Below are 16944 nucleotides of genomic sequence, written 5' to 3'. Positions count from 1 at the left end.
TGACCGCATGGTGTCTCAGAAGGGCCGGACGAAGAGCAGCCGCGCCTCGGGGCTGATCGTCGCGCGCTCGTCCGTACGCCAGGCCACCGACAGGTGCACCGAGTCCCCGAAGTACACCTGCGCGCCCACGCCCAGCTTCGGGTCCATCCAGCCCAGCTCCTTCCGCTGCACCGTGCCCACGTCCGCGAAGACCCCGATGAAGCTCCACCGGTACTCCGCGCTCGCCAGCAGCGAGGCGTCCCCGCGGAACTCCTTGAAGGCGTAGCCGCGCAGCGCGCTCCACCCGCCCAGGGCCTCCTGCTTCTGCAAGGGCAGGTCCTGGCCGCCCGCCGCGCGCACGCGCAGCCGCAGGCCATCATCGTGGCCGGTGTTCACGTACAGCACGTTGTCACTCACCAGCTTCCAGAAGCGGTACTCCGCGCCACCGCCCAGCTCGGGGCTGCCCACCTCCACCGTCAGCAGGCTGCGCAACGCCGTCCGCTCCGGCCAATCCCAGCCGTGCCGCACCAGGGACAGCTCGGGGTTGCGGAAGAGCGGACCCGTGTGCCCGGCCCGCTTCTCGTCGCTCGCGTACTCGAGGCGTCCCACCACCGACGTCATCCGTCCCTCGTCCACCCCCGGGTTGGGGAAGGGCGCCGAGTCGCGCCGGAAGAGCGAGAAGGGCGGCGAGAAGCTCACCAGCGAGTCATACGTGTCCCGGCGGTACTCCGCTCCCACCCGCCACTGCGGCGAGAGGCGCCAGGTGGCGAAGCCCGTGAAGCCCTTGCGCCGGAAGTACTCCGAGTCCGGGCGGTTGAGCAGCGCGGAGTAGATGTACGAGTCGATGGCGCCCATCCGCCACCGGTCGTTGGTGTCCGTGAAGTCGTAGAGCTGGACGCCCACTTCCGCCAGCCGCACCACCGGCACCTCCACCTTTGCCCCCACCAGCCAGTTGAGCCTCCGCTGGAAGGCCGTCTGCTCGGGGTCCCCCGGAATGCGCTGTCCGCCCCAGCGCAGGGGAATGGTCAGCGCCCCGTCCAGTGTCACGTGGGCCCGGTTGTGCACGTCCCACAGCTTGAGCGAGCCCGACAGGCCGGGCGCGAAGCCCGTCACCTGCGTGTGCATGGGGATGAGCTCCGCGTTGAAGCTGGAGCCCCTCGGGCGCACGTGCACCACCACGCGGCGGCCCACGGTGGTGATGGCCTCGTCTCCGGAGTCGCGCGCCCAACCCTCCGCCAGCGCCTCCCAGGACAGCTCCACGTCGTCGTCCCAGTGCTCGTGCTTCTTCTTGCGCCGCTTCTCCTCCTCCACGGGCCGGTAGCTCCGCCCGCCGTTCTCCTCGCGCACCTCCTCGAAGCGCGTGACCGGCCTGGGCTCCGTCTCCACGTCCTTCAGCTTGAGGAAGGGCATCTCCAGCTCCAGGCGCTCCTCCGCCCGGCGCAGATCGCTGCGCAGCAGGACGTCGCCGGGCTTGATGCCCATGACCTCGTGCACCCGCGCCGCCACGTCGTCCTCCACGCCCCGCACCTCCACCGCCTCCACCTTGCCCTCGTCCACCCGCAGCCGCAGCTGCCCCTCCGGCGTCAGCGTGGCGTCGAGGCTCGCGAGCAGGTAGCCCTCGTCCTCGATCTCATCCTGTGCGCGCTCCAGCGCCTCCGGCAGGCCCTTCCATACGATGCCCGGGTGGAACCGGCCCTCGTCGTCGAACCAGGCCAGCAGCTCCTTCGGCGGGTCCGGCTCCAGGCACTTCCGGGAGGAGATGCGTACCCGGATTCCCTCCTTCCCGAGGCGCACGTTGGCCACCTTGTCGTCATCGCCGTCGTCATCGTCATCGTCGTCACCCTCCTCGTGGGAGGAGGCGGACGGTGGCAGCCGGAACAGCTGGTCCCGCACGTCCTCGAGCTCGTCCTTCTGCAGGCCGGTGATGTCCACGCTCGTGACGTGGGGCTGCTCCTCCAGGGCCACCACCAGCACCGGCGTCGAGCCCTCCGCGAGCCGCACCGTGGGCGTCACCTTCGTGAACAGCCCCGTGCGCGCCAGCCGCTCGAGCAGGAGGGCCGCCTGCTCCGGGGAGAGCGGGCCCTTCTCCGGAACGTGGGCCAGTGCGCGCACCACAGGCTCGGGAATGCGCTGGAGGCCCTCGAGCTTCACGTCCGACAGCGCGCGGTTCTCCCCGTTGACGCTCAGCCGCAGCGCGCCGAGCACCTCGGAGTCCGAGTCGCTGTCCTCCTCGGCCAGGCAGGGATCTTCTGGCGGCTGTGACGGTGGCGCCTCCTGGGCGGCGGGCGGAGGCGTCGTGCCGTCCTTGCCGGAGGCCTCGGGGGTCTGGGGCGCGGCGATGCCCTGGGCGTTGGCCGCGAGTGACAGGAAGCAGAGAAGGTGTGCGATGCGGTTCATGCGGGACGGGAAGAGCATGAGGCGTTCCAGGCCGGCGGGCGCTGCAAGTGCGCGAAACCACAGGGGGCCGCTCCGCTCACAGGATGTCATCTCCACATCCTGATGTCGTGGGGTGATGTGCGGATGACATCGGGGGCCCGGGGAGAGGGGAGCCGCCGCGCATCGCCTCAACCGGGTCTCGGAAGCGCCGCGGGGCTGGGCCCCAGCAGCCAGTCACGCACCGCGAGGAATCGTGCGGCCGGAGCCGCCGCGCGCCGCCAGGCCAGCCACAGGGTGGCTCGAGGCTGGCGCAGTGAACCGCGCCGCCGCTCCGGGCTGAGCGCCACCACCCGCCCGGCGCTCAGGCTGGCTTCCACCAGGTAGTCCGGCAACACCGCGATACCGCACCCGGCCTCGGCCAGGGCCAGCATCTCATCCAGGTTGGCGATATGGCACACCACTCCCTCGGGCAGTGGGGTGCGCTGTCCGAAGGCGGCATGCCACCAGGGCGCCAGCATGGCCAGGTCCCTGTCGAAGGCGATGTAGCGCCGCGCGGAGAAGTCCGCCACGGTACGAGGCATCCCCCGCTCGCCGAGGTAGCGCGGCGAGGCCACCGCGATGAATTCCTCCTGGGCGATGGCGCGTGACTCCAGCGACACCTCATCGACGGGGACGCCGACCACCGCCAGGTCCACCTCTCCGGCGAGCAGCCGCCGGACCAGCACCGAGGCCACCTCGAAGCGCACCGAGAGCGTGAGCTCCGGGTATCGGGCGAACAGCGGGGGCAGACGCGGCCGCAGCCAGACACGGCAGAAGGGCGCCGGGCCTCCCAGCCTCACCTCGCCGCGCACCACGGACTGCTCGGCCCGCGCTTCCTCGACGGCGGCCTCCACGGCGGGCAGGTGCTCCCGTAGCCGCGCCACCAGCACCGCCCCGGCCGTGGTGAGACGCGCGCGCCGCCCCACACGCTCGAAGAGCGTCAGCCCCAGTTGTCCCTCCAATGCCTTGAGTTGCTGCCCCACCGCGGACGGCGTCACCCCCAGCCGAGCCGCCGCCGCCGCGTGGGTCCCCGCACGGCTCACCTCCAGCAGCGTCCAGAGCGCCTCGTGATTGACAAGCATGGCTCTACATTATGCGTAGAAACACGAGACTCCCTACACCCAGGCCCCGGGTTATCCCTTTGCCCATCCGAGTGGCGGGAAGACCCCGCCCCGCATGAGGAGCAAGGACCATGGGCGGTATGACCGCGATGAAGGTGTTGAAGATCCTGTTGATTGTCACCAGCCACGAGCAGATGGGCACCACCGGCGAGCGCACTGGCTTCTGGATGGAAGAGCTCGCCGCGCCCTACGCCGAGTTCAGCGCGGCGGGAGCGCAGGTGGACATTGCCTCGCCGCTCGGAGGCAAGGCCCCGGCGGATCCGCGCAGCCTCGAGGAGAAATCGGAGGTGGTGCGCACCTTCCTGGCGGACTCCGCCGCGGTGAAGAAGATGGAGAACACCCTCGTGCTGGAGAAGGTGAAGGGCACCTATGACGCCTACTTCGTGGTCGGAGGCCACGGCGTCATGTGGGACCTGGCCGCGTACGCACCGCTGCACCGGCTGCTGGGAAAGGAGTGGGAGCGGGGGGCGGTGGTGGCGGCGGTCTGCCACGGGCCCGCGGCCCTGGTGGGGGTGAAGGACAAGGCCGGGAAGCCGCTGGTGGCCGGACGGCGCGTGGCGGGCTTCTCCAACGAGGAAGAGGCGGCCGCGAAGCTCGACAAGGTGGTGCCCTTCGCGCTGGAGACGCGCCTGAAGGAGCTGGGCGGCAGCTATGAGCGCGGCCCCATGTGGAAGAGCTTCGCGGTGCGCGACGGGCGTCTGGTCACCGGTCAGAACCCCGCCTCGTCCGTGGCCGTGGCCCGCGAGGTGTTGAGCGCGTTGCGCGAGCGCTGAGGAGACGGCCTCCCCTCACGTGGCGGGGATGCCGAGCGCCTTGATGCGGCGGTGGAGGTTGCCCCGGTCCACCTGGAGCAGGCGCGCCGCCCCGGCGATGCTTCCTCCTTCCTCCAGCGCCGCCTTGATGAGCGTGCGCTCGAAGTCGTCCACGTGCTCGCGGTAGCTCTTCTGCCCGAGCACCAGCCGCGCGGGGGCCGCCGCCGTCAGCGCCGCCGCGCCCGTGAGCGACTCGGGGGTCAACGAGAGCGGGCCCTGGCCTCGCAGGAGGTTCTGGCGCTCGATGTAGTTGCGCAGCTCGCGCACGTTGCCGGGCCAGGGCCAGGCGCGCAGGGCCTCCTCGGTGCCGGGCGCCAGCACCAGTGGCACGTTCGGCCCGGCCAGCTCGGCCGCGAAGGCACGCGCCAGCGGGAGGATGTCCTCGGTCCGCTCGCGCAGGGGGGGCAGGGTGAGCGGCAGCACGTTGAGCCGGAAGTAGAGGTCCTGCCGGAAACGCCCCTCGCGCACCGCGAGCGCCAGGTCCCGGTGCGTGGCCGCCAGGATGCGCACGTTCACGGCAATGGGCATCCCTCCGCCCAGCCGCTCCACCTCCTTCGTCTCCAGCACGCGCAGCAGCTTCGCCTGCAGCTCCAGCGGCATGTCCCCCAGCTCGTCGAGGAACAGCGTGCCGCCGTGGGCCTGCTCGATGCGGCCGAGCCTCCGCGCCGTGGCGCCCGAGAAGGCCCCGCGCTCGTGGCCGAACAACTCGCTCTCCAGCAGCGTGGAGGGAATGGCGGCGCAGTTGACCGCCACCAGCCGCCCCTTGCGTCCGGAGGCCAGGTGCAGCGCCCGCGCCACGCGCTCCTTGCCCGTGCCCGTCTCTCCGGTGATGAGGATGGCCGCGTCGCTCGGGCCCACGCGGGCGATGAGCGTGCGCAAGGACTCCATCGCCGGGCTGTCCCCCACTAGGTGACCGGGCCGGGCCAGCTCCTCGCGCAACCGCTGCTGTTCCTCGCGCAGCTCGCTCAGCACCAACGCGTTGCGCAGCGCGGTGAGCAGCCGCTCGGGCGAGGGCGGCTTCTCCACGAAGTCGGTGGCTCCCAGCTTCAGGGCCTGCACGGCTTCCGCGGGGGAGGCCTCGCCGGAGAGCACCACCACCGGCACGGGGAGCGGCCGGGGCAGCCGCGCGAGCAGTTCCAGCCCCGTCTCTCCGGGCATGCGCAGGTCCAGCACCATCAACGCCGGAGGCTCGCCGGGCGCGTCGAGCAGACGCACGGCCTCGGCGGCGGAGCGGGCTTCCACGGGGGAGAAGCCCTCATCGGAGAGCAGGCCCCGTAGACCCTTGAGGACGCCAGGGTCGTCATCCACCAGGAGGATGCGCGGGCCGGAGGTCTGGGAGCGCGGGGCGGCGAGAGGGGCGTTCACGGGCCCAGCGTAGCGCACGGCCGAGCCGGGACCGTGGCAGGGGAGTGGGGGGCGGGCCGCTCCCTGTTCTCCTAGGAGCTTGTCGGAGTATCCCACCGTAGAGGGTGGAGTAGAGGGGTGACGCCCCAGGTGGTCCTTCAGAGGGGAGGCGAGTTCTGGTTGAAGGTGGAGGGTGAGCACCACCTCGACGAAGAAGCCAGAGCAGGCCGCCCTGTTGGACGTAGTCGCCAGCGAGAAGCCGGAGCGGGAGGAGCAAGCGAAGAGCTCTGCCCGCTACGCCTCGCCGAGGCCATTCCGGGAGTGGACGCCGGAGCAGGGGCAGTTGCTGCCGCAGTACGCGAGGGAGGTGCTGGGAGAGGGGCACCTGGCGTGCTTCTTCGTTGAGGTGCGCAAGGCGCTGGACTTCAGCCCCATACTGAAGGCGTACACCCAGGAGCGAGGCCAGCCGCCCTATCACCCGGTGATGATGACGCTGCTGCTCATGTACGCGTACGCGCGGGGCATTACGAGCAGCCGGGAGATTGAGAGGCGGTGCGAGACGGACATCGCCTTCCGTTACCTGACGGGAGGAGAGCGGCCCGACCACGACACGGTGTGCACCTTCCGGGTGAGGCACCTGGAAGCCTTCCGAGCGCTCTTCGTGGACACGCTGAGGCTGGCGCGCAGCTCGGGGCTCAAGAAGCTGGGGCACCTGGCGGTGGACGGCTCGAAATGGAAGGCCAACGCCAGCAAGCACAAGGCGATGAGCTACGGACGGATGGAGGAGGCCATGAAGAAGCTGGACGAGCAGATTGACAGGCTGCTGCAAGAGGCTGAGGCGCTGGATGCCGAGGAGGACAAGCGCTACGGCAAGGGGCAGCGCGGGGATGAGCTGCCCGAGGAGATGAAGGACCCCAACAAGCGCGCCGAGCGGCTGCGGCAGGCCGCGCGCCAGTTGGAGGCGGAGAAGAAGCTGGAGCTTGCGGTGGAGAAGGAGAAGAGGCGGGAGAAGATTGGCAAGGCCAAGGAGGACTTGGAGAAGGAGGCCAGGGAGAAGGCCGAGGCCAGGGGAGACGACCCCGAGAAGGCCAGGCCCTCCGAGAAGGCGCAGCGCAATTTCACCGACCCGGACTCGAGAATCATGCCCCGGGCAGGTGCTTTCCAGCAGTCCTACAACGCGCAGGTGGCGGCGGACGCGGACACACAACTGATAGTGGCCCAGGAAGTGGGGCAGAGCACCAGTGATGCACGCCAGCTCGCGCCGATGGTGGAGCAGGTGGAAGCCAACACGGGACTGCTGCCCGTGGAGCTGAGTGCGGACACGGGCTACCTGAGCCAGCAGGATGTAGAGAAGGTGGAGGACAAGGGCGTGGAGTGCTTTGTGGCCACCGGGCGCAGCAAGCATGGAGAGGAAGCTCCGCCAGCTCCTCGCGGACGCCCGCCGGCGGGGCTGAGCTTCAAGGAGCGCATGAAGCGCAAGATTTTGACGAAGCGGGGACGCAAGGCGTACGCGCGGCGCAAGGTGACAGCCGAGCCTGTCATTGGGCAGGTGAAGAACACAGTCCTGCCACGCTTCTCGCTGAGGGGCCTCACCAAGGTGCAAGGGGAATTCTCGCTGGCGTGCGCCGTCCACAACCTGAAGAAGTTGTGGAAGCTGGGGTGGGAACTGCCCAGCCTGGCCGCGCAGGCGGCGTAGCCGAGCAGGTCGCTGCACGGCGGTCGCGGCTCCACGGCATCTGCACCTGGGGCGCCCATATGGCTCCCTCTACGCGCTACCGTACCTCTGGCCGATTCGCCGACACGCTCCTAGAACAAGGTATTGTCTGGCGCAATGACGAACGACCCTCGCCCCAAGGACGTACCTCCCGAAGCCACTTTCGATGCTAACGCCAACCTCTGGCGTGAGGGGAGCCCCAACGACACGCGCGAGCGCCTGTGGATTCATCCGTCGGGCCTCCTGCTGCTCGATGCCACTCGCAAGGACGGCAAGCTCGATGGTGAGCTCAAGTGGTCGCTCGCCTACCACCAGGTGTCCGAGTACGCGCCGCGCGTGGCCATGCAGACGGCGCTCGGTCTGCCGAAGGGGCCGAAAACCACGATGCTCGCGACGTTCGCGGACGGCGTGCTGGTCGAGGTGCGCTTCCGTCCTGGCTTCGACTTCCCGGACACGCTGCGGGTCGAGCTGCGTGACGGTGTCATCGACGGTACCGTCGAGTGGGTCGTCGGGCCGGTCGAGGGCGCACTGTTCGAGCACGGTGACACCAGGCTCCTGCCCAAGGCCTTCAAGCTTCCGAAGCCGTGGCCCCATCGCCTGACGGCGGTCTTCGCCAAGGGCAAGCTGAAGAGCACCACGTACTTCGACAAGGACGGCAACACCCTGGACGTGAGCAAGACGACGCTCACCGAGTGGGGTGAGACCGTCGAGGCGGGCTCCCTGGCCGGCTACATCGAGCGCGGCGACTTCGCGGCGGACGCGGCGCGCTTCTTCCCGAAGGCGTCCCGCGTGTCGAAGCCCGGCAGCGAGAAGGTCCGCGCCGTTCCCTCGGGTCTCGCGCTGGACAAGGTGGTGAAGGACGGTGGTGTGCCGTCGATGACCACCGCCTTCGACTTCGACAGCTACGGCTTCGACTGCAAGAAGGATGAGCTGTATGGCGCGGCCGATGACAAGTACGTCGGCATCGCGAGCGACGGCTCCGGCGAGATGTTTCTGCTCGACGTCACCACGGGAGAAGTCGTCCGCTACGCGCACGAGGAAGGGACTGTCGCGCCGGCCTTCGTCTCGCTCGACCACCTCGCGTTCTCGCTCCTGCGTGTCGAGGCGGCCGCCAAGAAGATGATTCCCAAGGCGAAGCTCTCGGCGCTATTCAAGCGGCTGGGCCTCACCACGGCCGTCGCGCTCCTGAAGAAATACTGAGCGCGCGGCGCCGGGCCGTGTGGAGGCGCTGCTCCATGCCAAATCGCCACCAGCCGTGCTCACGAACTACCGGCAGGTCGTGTAGCTCGCCCACAGCGGCGTGCCGCCAGCGCTGTACACCACGAGGTTGCAATCCTGCTGCAGCCACAGGGTGGCGCCCGCCTTGTTCCCGGTGTCCGTATTCCAGATCGCGCTCGTCGAGCTCGGATACAGCACGAGGTTTCCATCCGTCTGCATGATGAAGGTCGAGGTGACCGTGCCCCAGGTGCCCGTGCTCCAGAGCGCACCCTGCTGGTCGTAGAGCACCACGTTCCCGTCGGTCTGGTGGGCGAGCCAGAGCCTGCCGTCGCAAGACGGGAGCGTCTGTCCGGGCGCGAGCGCCTGGCCGCTGTTCAGCGTCCCACAAGAGGGAGGCGGATTGCTGTAGAGCAGGCGGGTGGTGGAACCGCTGCCCGCGTTGGTCACCTTGTTGTCCGGGGAGTTGATGACAATCGCCGCCGCCACCGTGGCGGGAGAAGCGCCCGGGTTGCTCTGGAGGTACAGCGCCGCCGCGCCGGCCACATGCGGGGAGGCCATGGACGTGCCGGTATCCGGCCGGGAGGTGCCGTTGAGCGCGGCGGAGACGATGTTGACCCCCGGAGCGAAGACGTCCAGGCAGGGGCCAAAGTTGGAGCCCTGATACACCTGCGAGTTCCCAAGGAACCTGGAGTCCGTGCTGTCGACGGAGCCAACGGTGATGGCTTCGGCGACACGCGCGGGCGAAATGTAGCACGCGTCAATGGTTGGGGAATTGTTGCCCGCGGCGACGACGACGGTGACACCCGCGGCGATGGTATTGCGCACCGCGGCGTCCAATGCGTCGTTGGTGACGCCTCCCAGGCTCATGTTGACCACCGCGGGCTTGACGTGATTGGCCGCCACCCAATCCAGGCCCGAGATGACGCCCGAGAGGGGGCCGCTTGCATTGCAGCCAAGGACGCGCACGGAGTGGAGCCGGACGCCCTTCGCCACGCCCCAGGTGGAACCGCCTACCGTGCCGGCCACGTGTGTGCCGTGTCCATTGCAGTCATTGGCTCTGTAGCCATCGTTGATCGCGGTGAAGTCCTCCGAGGCCCGGCCACCGAAGTCCGGGTGGCTCGTCATGATGCCCGAGTCGATGATGTACGCATGCACCCCGGCGCCGGTGCCGTTGTAGCCATAGCTGCCGTTCAACGGCAGATTGAGCTGATCGATGCGGTCCAGGCCCCACGTCGCATTGGATTGGGTTGCCATGGCGTGAACCTCGCCATCCTCCACCACGAAGTCCACTTCGGGACTGGCCGCGAGTGCGCGCGCCGCCGCCTCGTTGGCCTGCACCGCGAAGCCGCTCAGCGCGTGGGAGTACGTCTGGAGGACGGTGGCACCACGCTGGCGGGCGAGCGCCTGGGCGACCTCGGGCACCCTGGAGGCACGGAGGGCGGTGGCCTTCAGCACGACGATGTATTGCCCGGGGATGGCATCGGCGGATTTCCGGAACCTGGCCCCGGGAGTGGAGGCCGCGTTCCGCGCGGACTCCTGCGTGCCGGTCTTCTGGGCGAGGTCTGCCGTCTGTCCCAGGTCCCCGGTGGCGTCGAGGGACGGGCTCCCGCAGGCGGGCAGGAGGGTGAGGCTACCGATGAGCATCAGGTTCTTCCAAGCGGGTTTGTGCAAGGCGGTTCTCCAGTAGGTGAAGCAGTACTTCGGCGGAACGCTCCTGGGCAAGGGCGGGCGCCACCGTTAAGCTCCCACGAGACTCCGCCAGGCCCGCTTTGGGAGTGACAGGCGGCAGGTTCGATTCCCGCCGCCTCCACTGCTTTACGCCGTGATGACGGATGGTTGGTGGCTACCTCCATCCGTGTTGCACGTATGTCGCACGTGGGGGCGGGGGCGGGTCGAGCACCCCATGGCGAGGTGGTTGCCGTAGGTGTGGCGTAAGCCGTGTCAGCCGCTCCGCCCCTCGCGTTCGCTGTCCCTTGGTTGACTCGGCCGCACGGCCTCCCTGTAATCCCGCGAGGGGTTCTTCGTGAGCGGAGCCCATGCCAGGAGACGCTGGGTGCCAAGAGGGGTGGCTCTGCTGACATGCATGTTGCTTGTGGGGTGCAGCAGCGTCCCCCGGAGCGTTCTCCCCGCCACTGGACAAGCAAGGTACTGCGTCTACGTCCCGAGCAGTGACCTGGCGCAGACAGAGCAGGGTGGAGCATCTGCGGCCGTGCCTGCGCCGGGGGCGGGTTCGCCGAAGGCTTCACTTCCCTCTTCCCCATCACCGCTGCGAGGGCTTCCTGGCGGAGGCGCAGGAGATGGGGTGCCCCGAGGCATGCTCCGCCCGGTGCCGCAAGGCGGCACGACTGCGGCGGGAGCAGGCACTGGCGCAGTGGCAGGAGAAGCCCTGGTCACGGGGGGCGCGGTGGTTGCGGCCGCGGGCAGTGTTCTGCTGCTTTGCTTCACCGTCAAAGCGGTTGTGGATGGTGAGCAGACCCCCATCGACATCGCGGACAAGTTCTACGGCACACACTTCGGAGATGTTTCTGGATGGGTTCAAGGCCGGTATCTCCCGAAGGGCTCTGCGCATCCGGCCACCATCGAGATGGAGATCCGCATTCATCAGGAGCCTGATGGCACGGTGTCAGTAGGGACAAGCGCGCCCACTCCCCAACCTGAGTCGGTGTCCCCGCCCCGCGCTCCTCCCAGTAGACGGCCAGATGCGGAATCCGACAGGGAAAGCAAAAAGAAACGCGGCCGTCTCTATGTGACCTACAGAAAGCTCAACAAGAAAACCAACCTTTACTACGCTGGCCGGACCAGCATGGTCGTTGATCTCGGCCTGCCTCTCAGACTCCAGGCAGAGTTGGCCATTCGGTTCCGAGACAGGAATCATCATGTTGATGAGAACGAAGACCCGAAGGATGCTTCATTCGCTCAAGCACAACTTGATGTATTCGACCATGGGGCTGCCGTCGACTACAATCTGCGGTATGATGACCCAGCATACTGGCGGATTCGTGGAAGAGAGCAGCAACTGATAGACTTCAGTGGAGGCGCCCAGTCCGACACGGGCAAGCCCCATCGAACCGAGAACGTCGTGCGCGCCGTGGCAAAAGACAACCCGCGGGGCAGACGGTTTCACGATGCTGCCACGATTCGCTGGGGCGAACTTCAGCGTTACACAGGATACTAGGACATGCCGCCAACGCATAAACCAGGTTCATTTTGGAGAATTCCCCTCCCAGATGGTTCCTTCGGCTATGGAAGGGCTCTCGAATTGCATTTCGATGCCTTCTACAATTACAGGACCACCGAGCCGGACGCGGACCTGGACAGGATCGCATCCAAGCCCATCCTTTTCAGGATTATGGTCAAGTATCCATATCCGAAGTCATGGGAACTCATTGGGTGGAGAGCGATTGAGGAGCGCCTGACGCAACCCATTGTCCAATTCAACATGGAGGTGGGTCCACTCCGGCGCTGTTGGATTTTCGACACCCTTGGCAATGAGAGAGAGGCGTCCCCCCAAGAATGTATTGGGCTCGAGCCAGCGGCTGTTTGGGAGTCCCACGGGGTCGAAGAACGTCTGCTCGATGCCTTCATGGGGCGGCCCAACGACAGTTTAGTGCGCATGTGGAAGGAGTTGGAGTAGCGGCTCAGCCCTGCACCTCCCGCAGCGTCACCGAAGGGGGCGCGTCCAGTACCCGGCGGGTGGCGAACATGCCCGCGCTCACCGCCGCCAGCACGCCCAGGCCGCCACCCACTCCCACCAGCCGCCAGTCCGCCTGCCATGGCAGTCCGAACACTTGCGTGGCGATGACCCCTGCCAGGATGGAGGCGGCGGCCGCCGCGGTGAGGCCTGACAGCAGGCCAATGGCGGCGAATTCCGAGGCCTGCGCGAGCCGTAACTGCCGGCGGCTGCCGCCCAGCACCCGCATCACGCCACCTTCCTGCAAGCGCTCGTCCTGACTGGCATTGACCGCGGCCATCAGCACCAGCAGGCCCGCGAGCAGCGAGAAGTAGAACACCACCTCCACCACGGTGGAGACCTGGTCCGCGGTGCTGCGCGCCTGCTTGAGCAGTGCATCCACATCCACCACCGAGAGGTTGGGGAAGCGAGACACCAGCTCCGCCGTGAAGCGCGTGCGCTCGGGGGGCACATGCATCGCGGTGATGTAGCTGGCCGCGTAGCCCGCGAGCGCGCCCGGCGACACCAGCACGATGAAGTTCGGCCGGAAGCTCTCCCACTCCACCTTGCGCAGGCTGGTGACGGTGGCCTCGAGCCGCTGGCCCGCGATGTCGAAGGCCACGCGGTCCCCGAGCTTCCAGCCCATTGATGAGGCGAAGCCCTCCTCCACGGAGAGCTCTGGCTTCTCCGGGCGCTGCGGGCCCCAGAACGTGCCCGCGGTGACGCGGTTGTCCTCGCGAAGCGTGGCGGCGCTGGAGAGGTTGTATTCGCGGTCCCTCCGCCGCTGTCCGCGGCGCTCCTCCTCGGAGCGAGGCTCACCCTCGGCGGGCGCGGCCTTCACCGGCTCGCCGTTGTGCGCCACCAGACGGCCGCGCACCATGGGGAAGAGGTCCGGCGCGGGCAATCCCTGCTCGGCCATGAAGGCACGCACCGGCTCCTGCTGATCCTCCTGCACGTTGACGATGAATCGGTTGGGGGCCTCCTTGGCGAGCGCCACCTGCCAGCGGTCCAGCAGGTCGGTGCGCACGAAGGTGAGCAGCAGCAGCGCCATCAACCCCAGGCCGAGCGCCGTCACCTGCGCGACGCTGGTGCCCGCGCGCCGGCTCACATTGGCCAGCCCGTAACGCAGGCTCCCGCGCAGCCGCGAGCGCAGCCGCCGCACGACGGCGATGAGCCCCCACGCCAGGGCGGCCAGCACCCCCAGCGTGGCGATGATGCCGAGGAGCATCGTCGCCCCCAGCTTCGCCGAGCCGGCCTTCCACCACAGCAGCGCGGCCAGTCCCGCCACGCCCGCGAGCCCCACCAGCCAGGAGCTCGGCTCGGTGCGGTCGAGGTCCCTCCGCAGCACGCGCAGCGCGGGCACCCGGCGCAGCGCGAGGATGGGCGGTGCACCGAAGGTCAGCAGCACCACCAGGCCCACGCCATACCCCTGCACCGCGGGCACCCAGCCGGCCGCCGGGATGTTCATCTTCAGTGCCCCGGCGAGCCAGTTGCCCACCAGCCACTGCATGAGGAAGGCGAGCACGACGCCGATGGAGCTCGCGATGAGCCCGAGCAGGAGCAGTTCGCCACCGTGGGTGGCCACCAGCGTGCGCTGGCTCGCGCCCAGACACCGCATCACCGCGGTGCTCGACAGGTGCCGCGCGCTGTGCCGGCGCGCGGCCATGGCCACGGCCACCGCCGCCAGCACCACCGACACCAATGCCGCCAGGCTCAAGAAGCGGTCGGCCCGGTCGAGCGCGGAGCGCATCTCCGGACGCGCGTCCTTCACCGTCTCCAGGCGCTGGCCACGCGCGAGTCCCTCGCGCGCGGTGCGGATGAATCGCTCCACCGCATCCGGCTCTCCGGCGACCACCAGGCGGTAGCGGAGCCGGCTGCCCTCCTGCACCAGTCCCGTCGCGGGCAGGTCGGCGAGGTTGAGGAACACCCGGGGCGCGATGTTGAAGTAGTCGATCGCCGCGTCTGGCTCCTGCACCACCAGCGCGGAGAGCCGCAGCTGCGACTCGCCAATGCCAATCATGTCCCCCAGCTTCGCGTCCAGCGCGTCCGCGCCCGCGCGGCTCAACCACACGGTGCCTCGCTCGGGAACGCCCGGGGCGTCGCGCTCGGGGCCGTCCACCGTGTCCACGACACGGAAGCGGCCCCGCAGGGGAAAGCCCTCTCCCAGGGCCCGGAGCTCTCCGAACTTGAGCCGCTCATCATCCGCGTCGCCGACGCGGATCATGCTGGGCATTTCCTGTGTCTCGGTGCTTCGCAGCCCGGGCGCCCGTGACGCCTCGCGCACCACCCCGTCGAGGGGCGTGTCTCCGAGCACCACCGCATCACCGCCCAGCAGCCGGTTGGCCTCGAGGGCGAGTGCGCGCTCGGCGCGGTCGGTGACGAAGCCGATGGCCGTCACGGCCAGCACGGCGAGCACCAGGGCGCCGAGGAGGATGCGGAGCTCGCCAGCGGCGAAGTCGCGGCGCAGCTGGCGCCAGGCCATCTTGAGCAGCCTCATGACGCCTGCCGCTCCCCGGTGACCAGGCGGCCCCCGTCGAGCCGCAGCCGCCGCCCGCAGCGTGCCGCGAGGTTCTCATCGTGGGTGACGAGCACCAGGGTGGTACCGGTCTCCGCGTTGAGGGAGAACAGCAGCTCGACGATGGCCTGGCCGGTGCGGGTATCGAGGTTGCCGGTGGGCTCATCGGCGAAGAGCACGGCCGGCCGGGTGACGAAGGCGCGCGCCAGGGCGACGCGCTGCTGCTCTCCGCCGGACAGCTGACGCGGGTAGTGGCCCAGCCGCTCCCCCAGCCCCACCTTGGCGAGGATGGCCTGGGCGGGCGTCTCCACGTCCGCGTCTCCGCGCAGCTCGAGCGGCAGCATCACGTTCTCCAGCGCCGTCAGCGAGGGCAGCAACTGGAAGCTCTGGAAGACGAAGCCCACCTTCTCGCCGCGCACACGGGCACGGCCGTCCTCGTCCAGGGCGGACAGTGGCTCGCCGTCCAGCAGCACGCTTCCGGAGCTGGGCGTGTCCAGTCCGGCCATCAGCGACAGCAGGGTGCTCTTTCCCGAGCCGGAGGCCCCGACGATGGCCACGGTGTCGCCATGGGAGATGGAGAAGCCCACTCCGTCGAGGATGGTGAGGGCGCCGGACGGCAGGGACACGCGTTTGCCCAGTTCCGACACCTGGAGGGCCAACCGCTGGGGGCCGGGCTGGACTTTGGTGTGCATCGCGAGGTCGTGGGGCATATTTGGGTTCTTCGTCAGGCGAGGGTCTGCTCGTGGAGCAGGCTTGTAACGGCGGCCCGGAGGAGTTGCAGCGATGAGCCAAGGATACATGAGGGAGCGCACCCGGACCGCCGGTGTGCTCGGTTACCTGGTGGTGGCACTGGCGGTGGGATTGGCCACGCTGGGCTCGGGGGCCGCGGAGGCCGGGCCCGCGCGGACGGTGCTGGTGATGGGGGATTCGCTGTCCGCCGCCTATGGGCTCGCGCCGGAGGAGGGCTGGGTGGCGCTGACGGCCGAGCGGATGAGCAAGGAGGCGCCTGGATGGCGGGTGGTGAACGCCAGCGTCAGTGGTGAGACCACCGCGGGGGGCGCCTCGCGAATCGAAGGAGAGCTCGCGCGCAACAAGCCCGCGGTGGTGGTCATCGCCCTGGGCGGCAACGACGGACTGCGAGGCCTGCCGCTCAAGCAGACCCGGGCCAACCTGGAGAAGATGGTGGGCGCGGCCAAGGCGGCGGGTGCCCGGGTGTTGCTGGTGGGCATGCGCATGCCGCCCAACCTGGGGAAGGCCTACACGGAAGGCTTCACGGCCAACTTCCGCACCGTGGCCGAGGCGCACCAGGTGGCCCTGCTCCCGTTCCTGCTGGAGCCCATCGCCATGGACCGCGCCTCCTTCCAGGCGGACAACATCCACCCCGTCGCCGCCGTGCAGCCCAAGCTGCGCGACCACGTCTGGCCCGCGCTGGCGCCGCTGCTGAAGTGAGGGCCCTCGTGCCGCAAGGGCTGTAGGGCAGGAAGGTGCTCAGGCGGTGCCTTCGTCGACGATCGCCTGGGTCTGGGCCTCGAGCCAGCGGCGGGTGGCGGCGAGGCGCGCTCCCGTGAGTGATTGAATGGGCAGCAGCTTCCAACTGATGAGGAAACCGGTCCAGAGGATGTTGAGCCGCGCCGCGCGGCCCTCTCCGTCCGGAGGTCCCAGCCACCGGGCCAGCGGGGTGATCACCTTCTTCTGGAGGAACTCGACGGTCGCCGCATGCGCGTCGGGGTCGGCCATCGAGAGGATCATCATCTGCAGCGGGCCCGGTGCGCCCGGCGAATCGAAGAAGACCCCTACCATGAACTTGCCGAAGCTGCGCAGGTCTCCCTGGAGCGCCGGGGTGATGTCGATCACCTCCAACGTTGCCCGGTAGAGGCCCAGCTTCGAGCCGAAGTAGCGGCCCACGAGCGCGGAGTTCACTCCTGCCAGCTCCGCCACCTCGCGCACACCGGTCTGGGCGAAGCCCCGGGTGGAGAACAGGTTGAGGGCCGCGGTGAGGATCGCGGCGCGCGTGCGCTCGGCATCCCGCTGGCGCGCCGGTCTCTTGGTTTCTGAGGGGTCGGATATGTACACGGTCGTTTACTTAGGACAGCAATTGAGTTATGTCCAGGATGTACACGGCCGTGTACATGCGTCGTGGCCGTCGGGTCGAAAGG

13 protein-coding genes are annotated in these 16944 nt (G+C 68.8%); 6 read left to right on the top strand and 7 right to left on the bottom strand.

Going from position 1 to position 16944, the window contains the following annotated elements:
• Nucleotides 1–15: 15 nt before the first annotated feature.
• Entirely contained in the window at nucleotides 16–2394 is a 2379-nt protein-coding gene (locus BO221_RS24810) for a hypothetical protein (RefSeq protein ID WP_083681332.1), read from the bottom strand.
• A gap of 149 nt (nucleotides 2395–2543) precedes the next feature.
• A complete protein-coding gene (locus BO221_RS24805; protein ID WP_073562973.1) occupies nucleotides 2544–3476 on the bottom strand; it encodes a LysR family transcriptional regulator in 933 nt (310 codons plus the stop codon).
• A 110-nt stretch (nucleotides 3477–3586) separates the two neighbouring features.
• Between BO221_RS24805 and BO221_RS24800 the strand changes: the two genes are divergently transcribed.
• Entirely contained in the window at nucleotides 3587–4288 is a 702-nt protein-coding gene (locus tag BO221_RS24800; protein ID WP_233166245.1) for a type 1 glutamine amidotransferase domain-containing protein, read from the top strand.
• A gap of 15 nt (nucleotides 4289–4303) precedes the next feature.
• On the opposite strand, the gene BO221_RS24795 is transcribed toward BO221_RS24800, so the two are convergent.
• Nucleotides 4304–5692, bottom strand: a complete 1389-nt coding sequence (locus tag BO221_RS24795; protein ID WP_073562972.1) for a sigma-54 dependent transcriptional regulator — start codon at nucleotides 5690–5692, stop codon at nucleotides 4304–4306.
• 172 nt (nucleotides 5693–5864) lie between these two features.
• Here BO221_RS24795 and BO221_RS24790 point away from each other — a divergent pair, with 172 nt between their 5' ends.
• On the top strand, nucleotides 5865–7367 hold the full coding sequence (locus BO221_RS24790) for an IS1182 family transposase (protein WP_083681114.1): 1503 nt from the start codon (nucleotides 5865–5867) through the stop codon (nucleotides 7365–7367).
• A 135-nt stretch (nucleotides 7368–7502) separates the two neighbouring features.
• Entirely contained in the window at nucleotides 7503–8585 is a 1083-nt protein-coding gene (locus BO221_RS24785) for an SMI1/KNR4 family protein (RefSeq protein WP_073562971.1), read from the top strand.
• A 66-nt stretch (nucleotides 8586–8651) separates the two neighbouring features.
• Here BO221_RS24785 and BO221_RS24780 read toward each other — a convergent pair whose 3' ends face one another.
• Nucleotides 8652–10274 carry a S8 family serine peptidase gene (locus tag BO221_RS24780; RefSeq protein WP_143195659.1) on the bottom strand — a complete coding sequence of 541 codons (1623 nt, stop codon included), beginning with the start codon at nucleotides 10272–10274 and terminating at the stop codon, nucleotides 8652–8654.
• Nucleotides 10275–10974: 700 nt separating this feature from the next.
• On the opposite strand from BO221_RS24780, the gene BO221_RS53970 reads away from it, so the two are divergent.
• The gene (locus BO221_RS53970) at nucleotides 10975–11778 is read left to right on the top strand and encodes a hypothetical protein (protein ID WP_143195658.1); all 804 of its coding nucleotides are present in this window, start codon (nucleotides 10975–10977) and stop codon (nucleotides 11776–11778) included.
• 3 nt (nucleotides 11779–11781) lie between these two features.
• Nucleotides 11782–12237 (top strand): immunity 26/phosphotriesterase HocA family protein, encoded by a 456-nt coding sequence (locus tag BO221_RS24775; protein ID WP_073562969.1) that lies wholly within the window; start codon nucleotides 11782–11784, stop codon nucleotides 12235–12237.
• Nucleotides 12238–12241: 4 nt separating this feature from the next.
• On the opposite strand, the gene BO221_RS24770 is transcribed toward BO221_RS24775, so the two are convergent.
• Nucleotides 12242–14770 carry an ABC transporter permease gene (locus BO221_RS24770; protein ID WP_073562968.1) on the bottom strand — a complete coding sequence of 843 codons (2529 nt, stop codon included), beginning with the start codon at nucleotides 14768–14770 and terminating at the stop codon, nucleotides 12242–12244.
• Nucleotides 14767–15480, bottom strand: coding sequence for an ABC transporter ATP-binding protein (locus BO221_RS24765; protein ID WP_073563257.1), 714 nt, complete (start codon nucleotides 15478–15480; stop codon nucleotides 14767–14769). Before BO221_RS24765 ends, BO221_RS24770 begins: the two co-directional genes overlap by 4 nt.
• Nucleotides 15481–15571: 91 nt before the next feature.
• Between BO221_RS24765 and BO221_RS24760 the strand changes: the two genes are divergently transcribed.
• Nucleotides 15572–16237 carry an arylesterase gene (locus BO221_RS24760; RefSeq protein ID WP_083681329.1) on the top strand — a complete coding sequence of 222 codons (666 nt, stop codon included), beginning with the start codon at nucleotides 15572–15574 and terminating at the stop codon, nucleotides 16235–16237.
• Nucleotides 16238–16276: 39 nt separating this feature from the next.
• Here BO221_RS24760 and BO221_RS24755 read toward each other — a convergent pair whose 3' ends face one another.
• Complete coding sequence (locus tag BO221_RS24755) at nucleotides 16277–16861, bottom strand: TetR/AcrR family transcriptional regulator (RefSeq protein WP_083681328.1); 585 nt, start codon at nucleotides 16859–16861, stop codon at nucleotides 16277–16279.
• Nucleotides 16862–16944: the final 83 nt, after the last annotated feature.

The organism is Archangium sp. Cb G35, from assembly GCF_001896145.1.
Taxonomy (GTDB): domain Bacteria; phylum Myxococcota; class Myxococcia; order Myxococcales; family Myxococcaceae; genus Archangium; species Archangium violaceum.
Note: the sequence above shows the minus strand (reverse complement) of the source record. Positions and strands in the feature narration are given on the sequence as shown.

Bases quoted from the DNA above. Each gene is read 5' to 3' on its own strand.
- BO221_RS24785 (WP_073562971.1), top strand. From the start codon at position 7,503: ATGACGAACGACCCTCGCCCCAAGGACGTACCTCCCGAAGCCACTTTC.
- BO221_RS24800 (WP_233166245.1), top strand. From the start codon at position 3,587: ATGGGCGGTATGACCGCGATGAAGGTGTTGAAGATCCTGTTGATTGTC.
- BO221_RS24770 (WP_073562968.1), bottom strand. From the start codon at position 14,770: ATGAGGCTGCTCAAGATGGCCTGGCGCCAGCTGCGCCGCGACTTCGCC.
- BO221_RS24760 (WP_083681329.1), top strand. From the start codon at position 15,572: ATGAGCCAAGGATACATGAGGGAGCGCACCCGGACCGCCGGTGTGCTC.
- BO221_RS24765 (WP_073563257.1), bottom strand. From the start codon at position 15,480: ATGCACACCAAAGTCCAGCCCGGCCCCCAGCGGTTGGCCCTCCAGGTG.
- BO221_RS24810 (WP_083681332.1), bottom strand. From the start codon at position 2,394: ATGCTCTTCCCGTCCCGCATGAACCGCATCGCACACCTTCTCTGCTTC.
- BO221_RS24805 (WP_073562973.1), bottom strand. From the start codon at position 3,476: ATGCTTGTCAATCACGAGGCGCTCTGGACGCTGCTGGAGGTGAGCCGT.
- BO221_RS24775 (WP_073562969.1), top strand. From the start codon at position 11,782: ATGCCGCCAACGCATAAACCAGGTTCATTTTGGAGAATTCCCCTCCCA.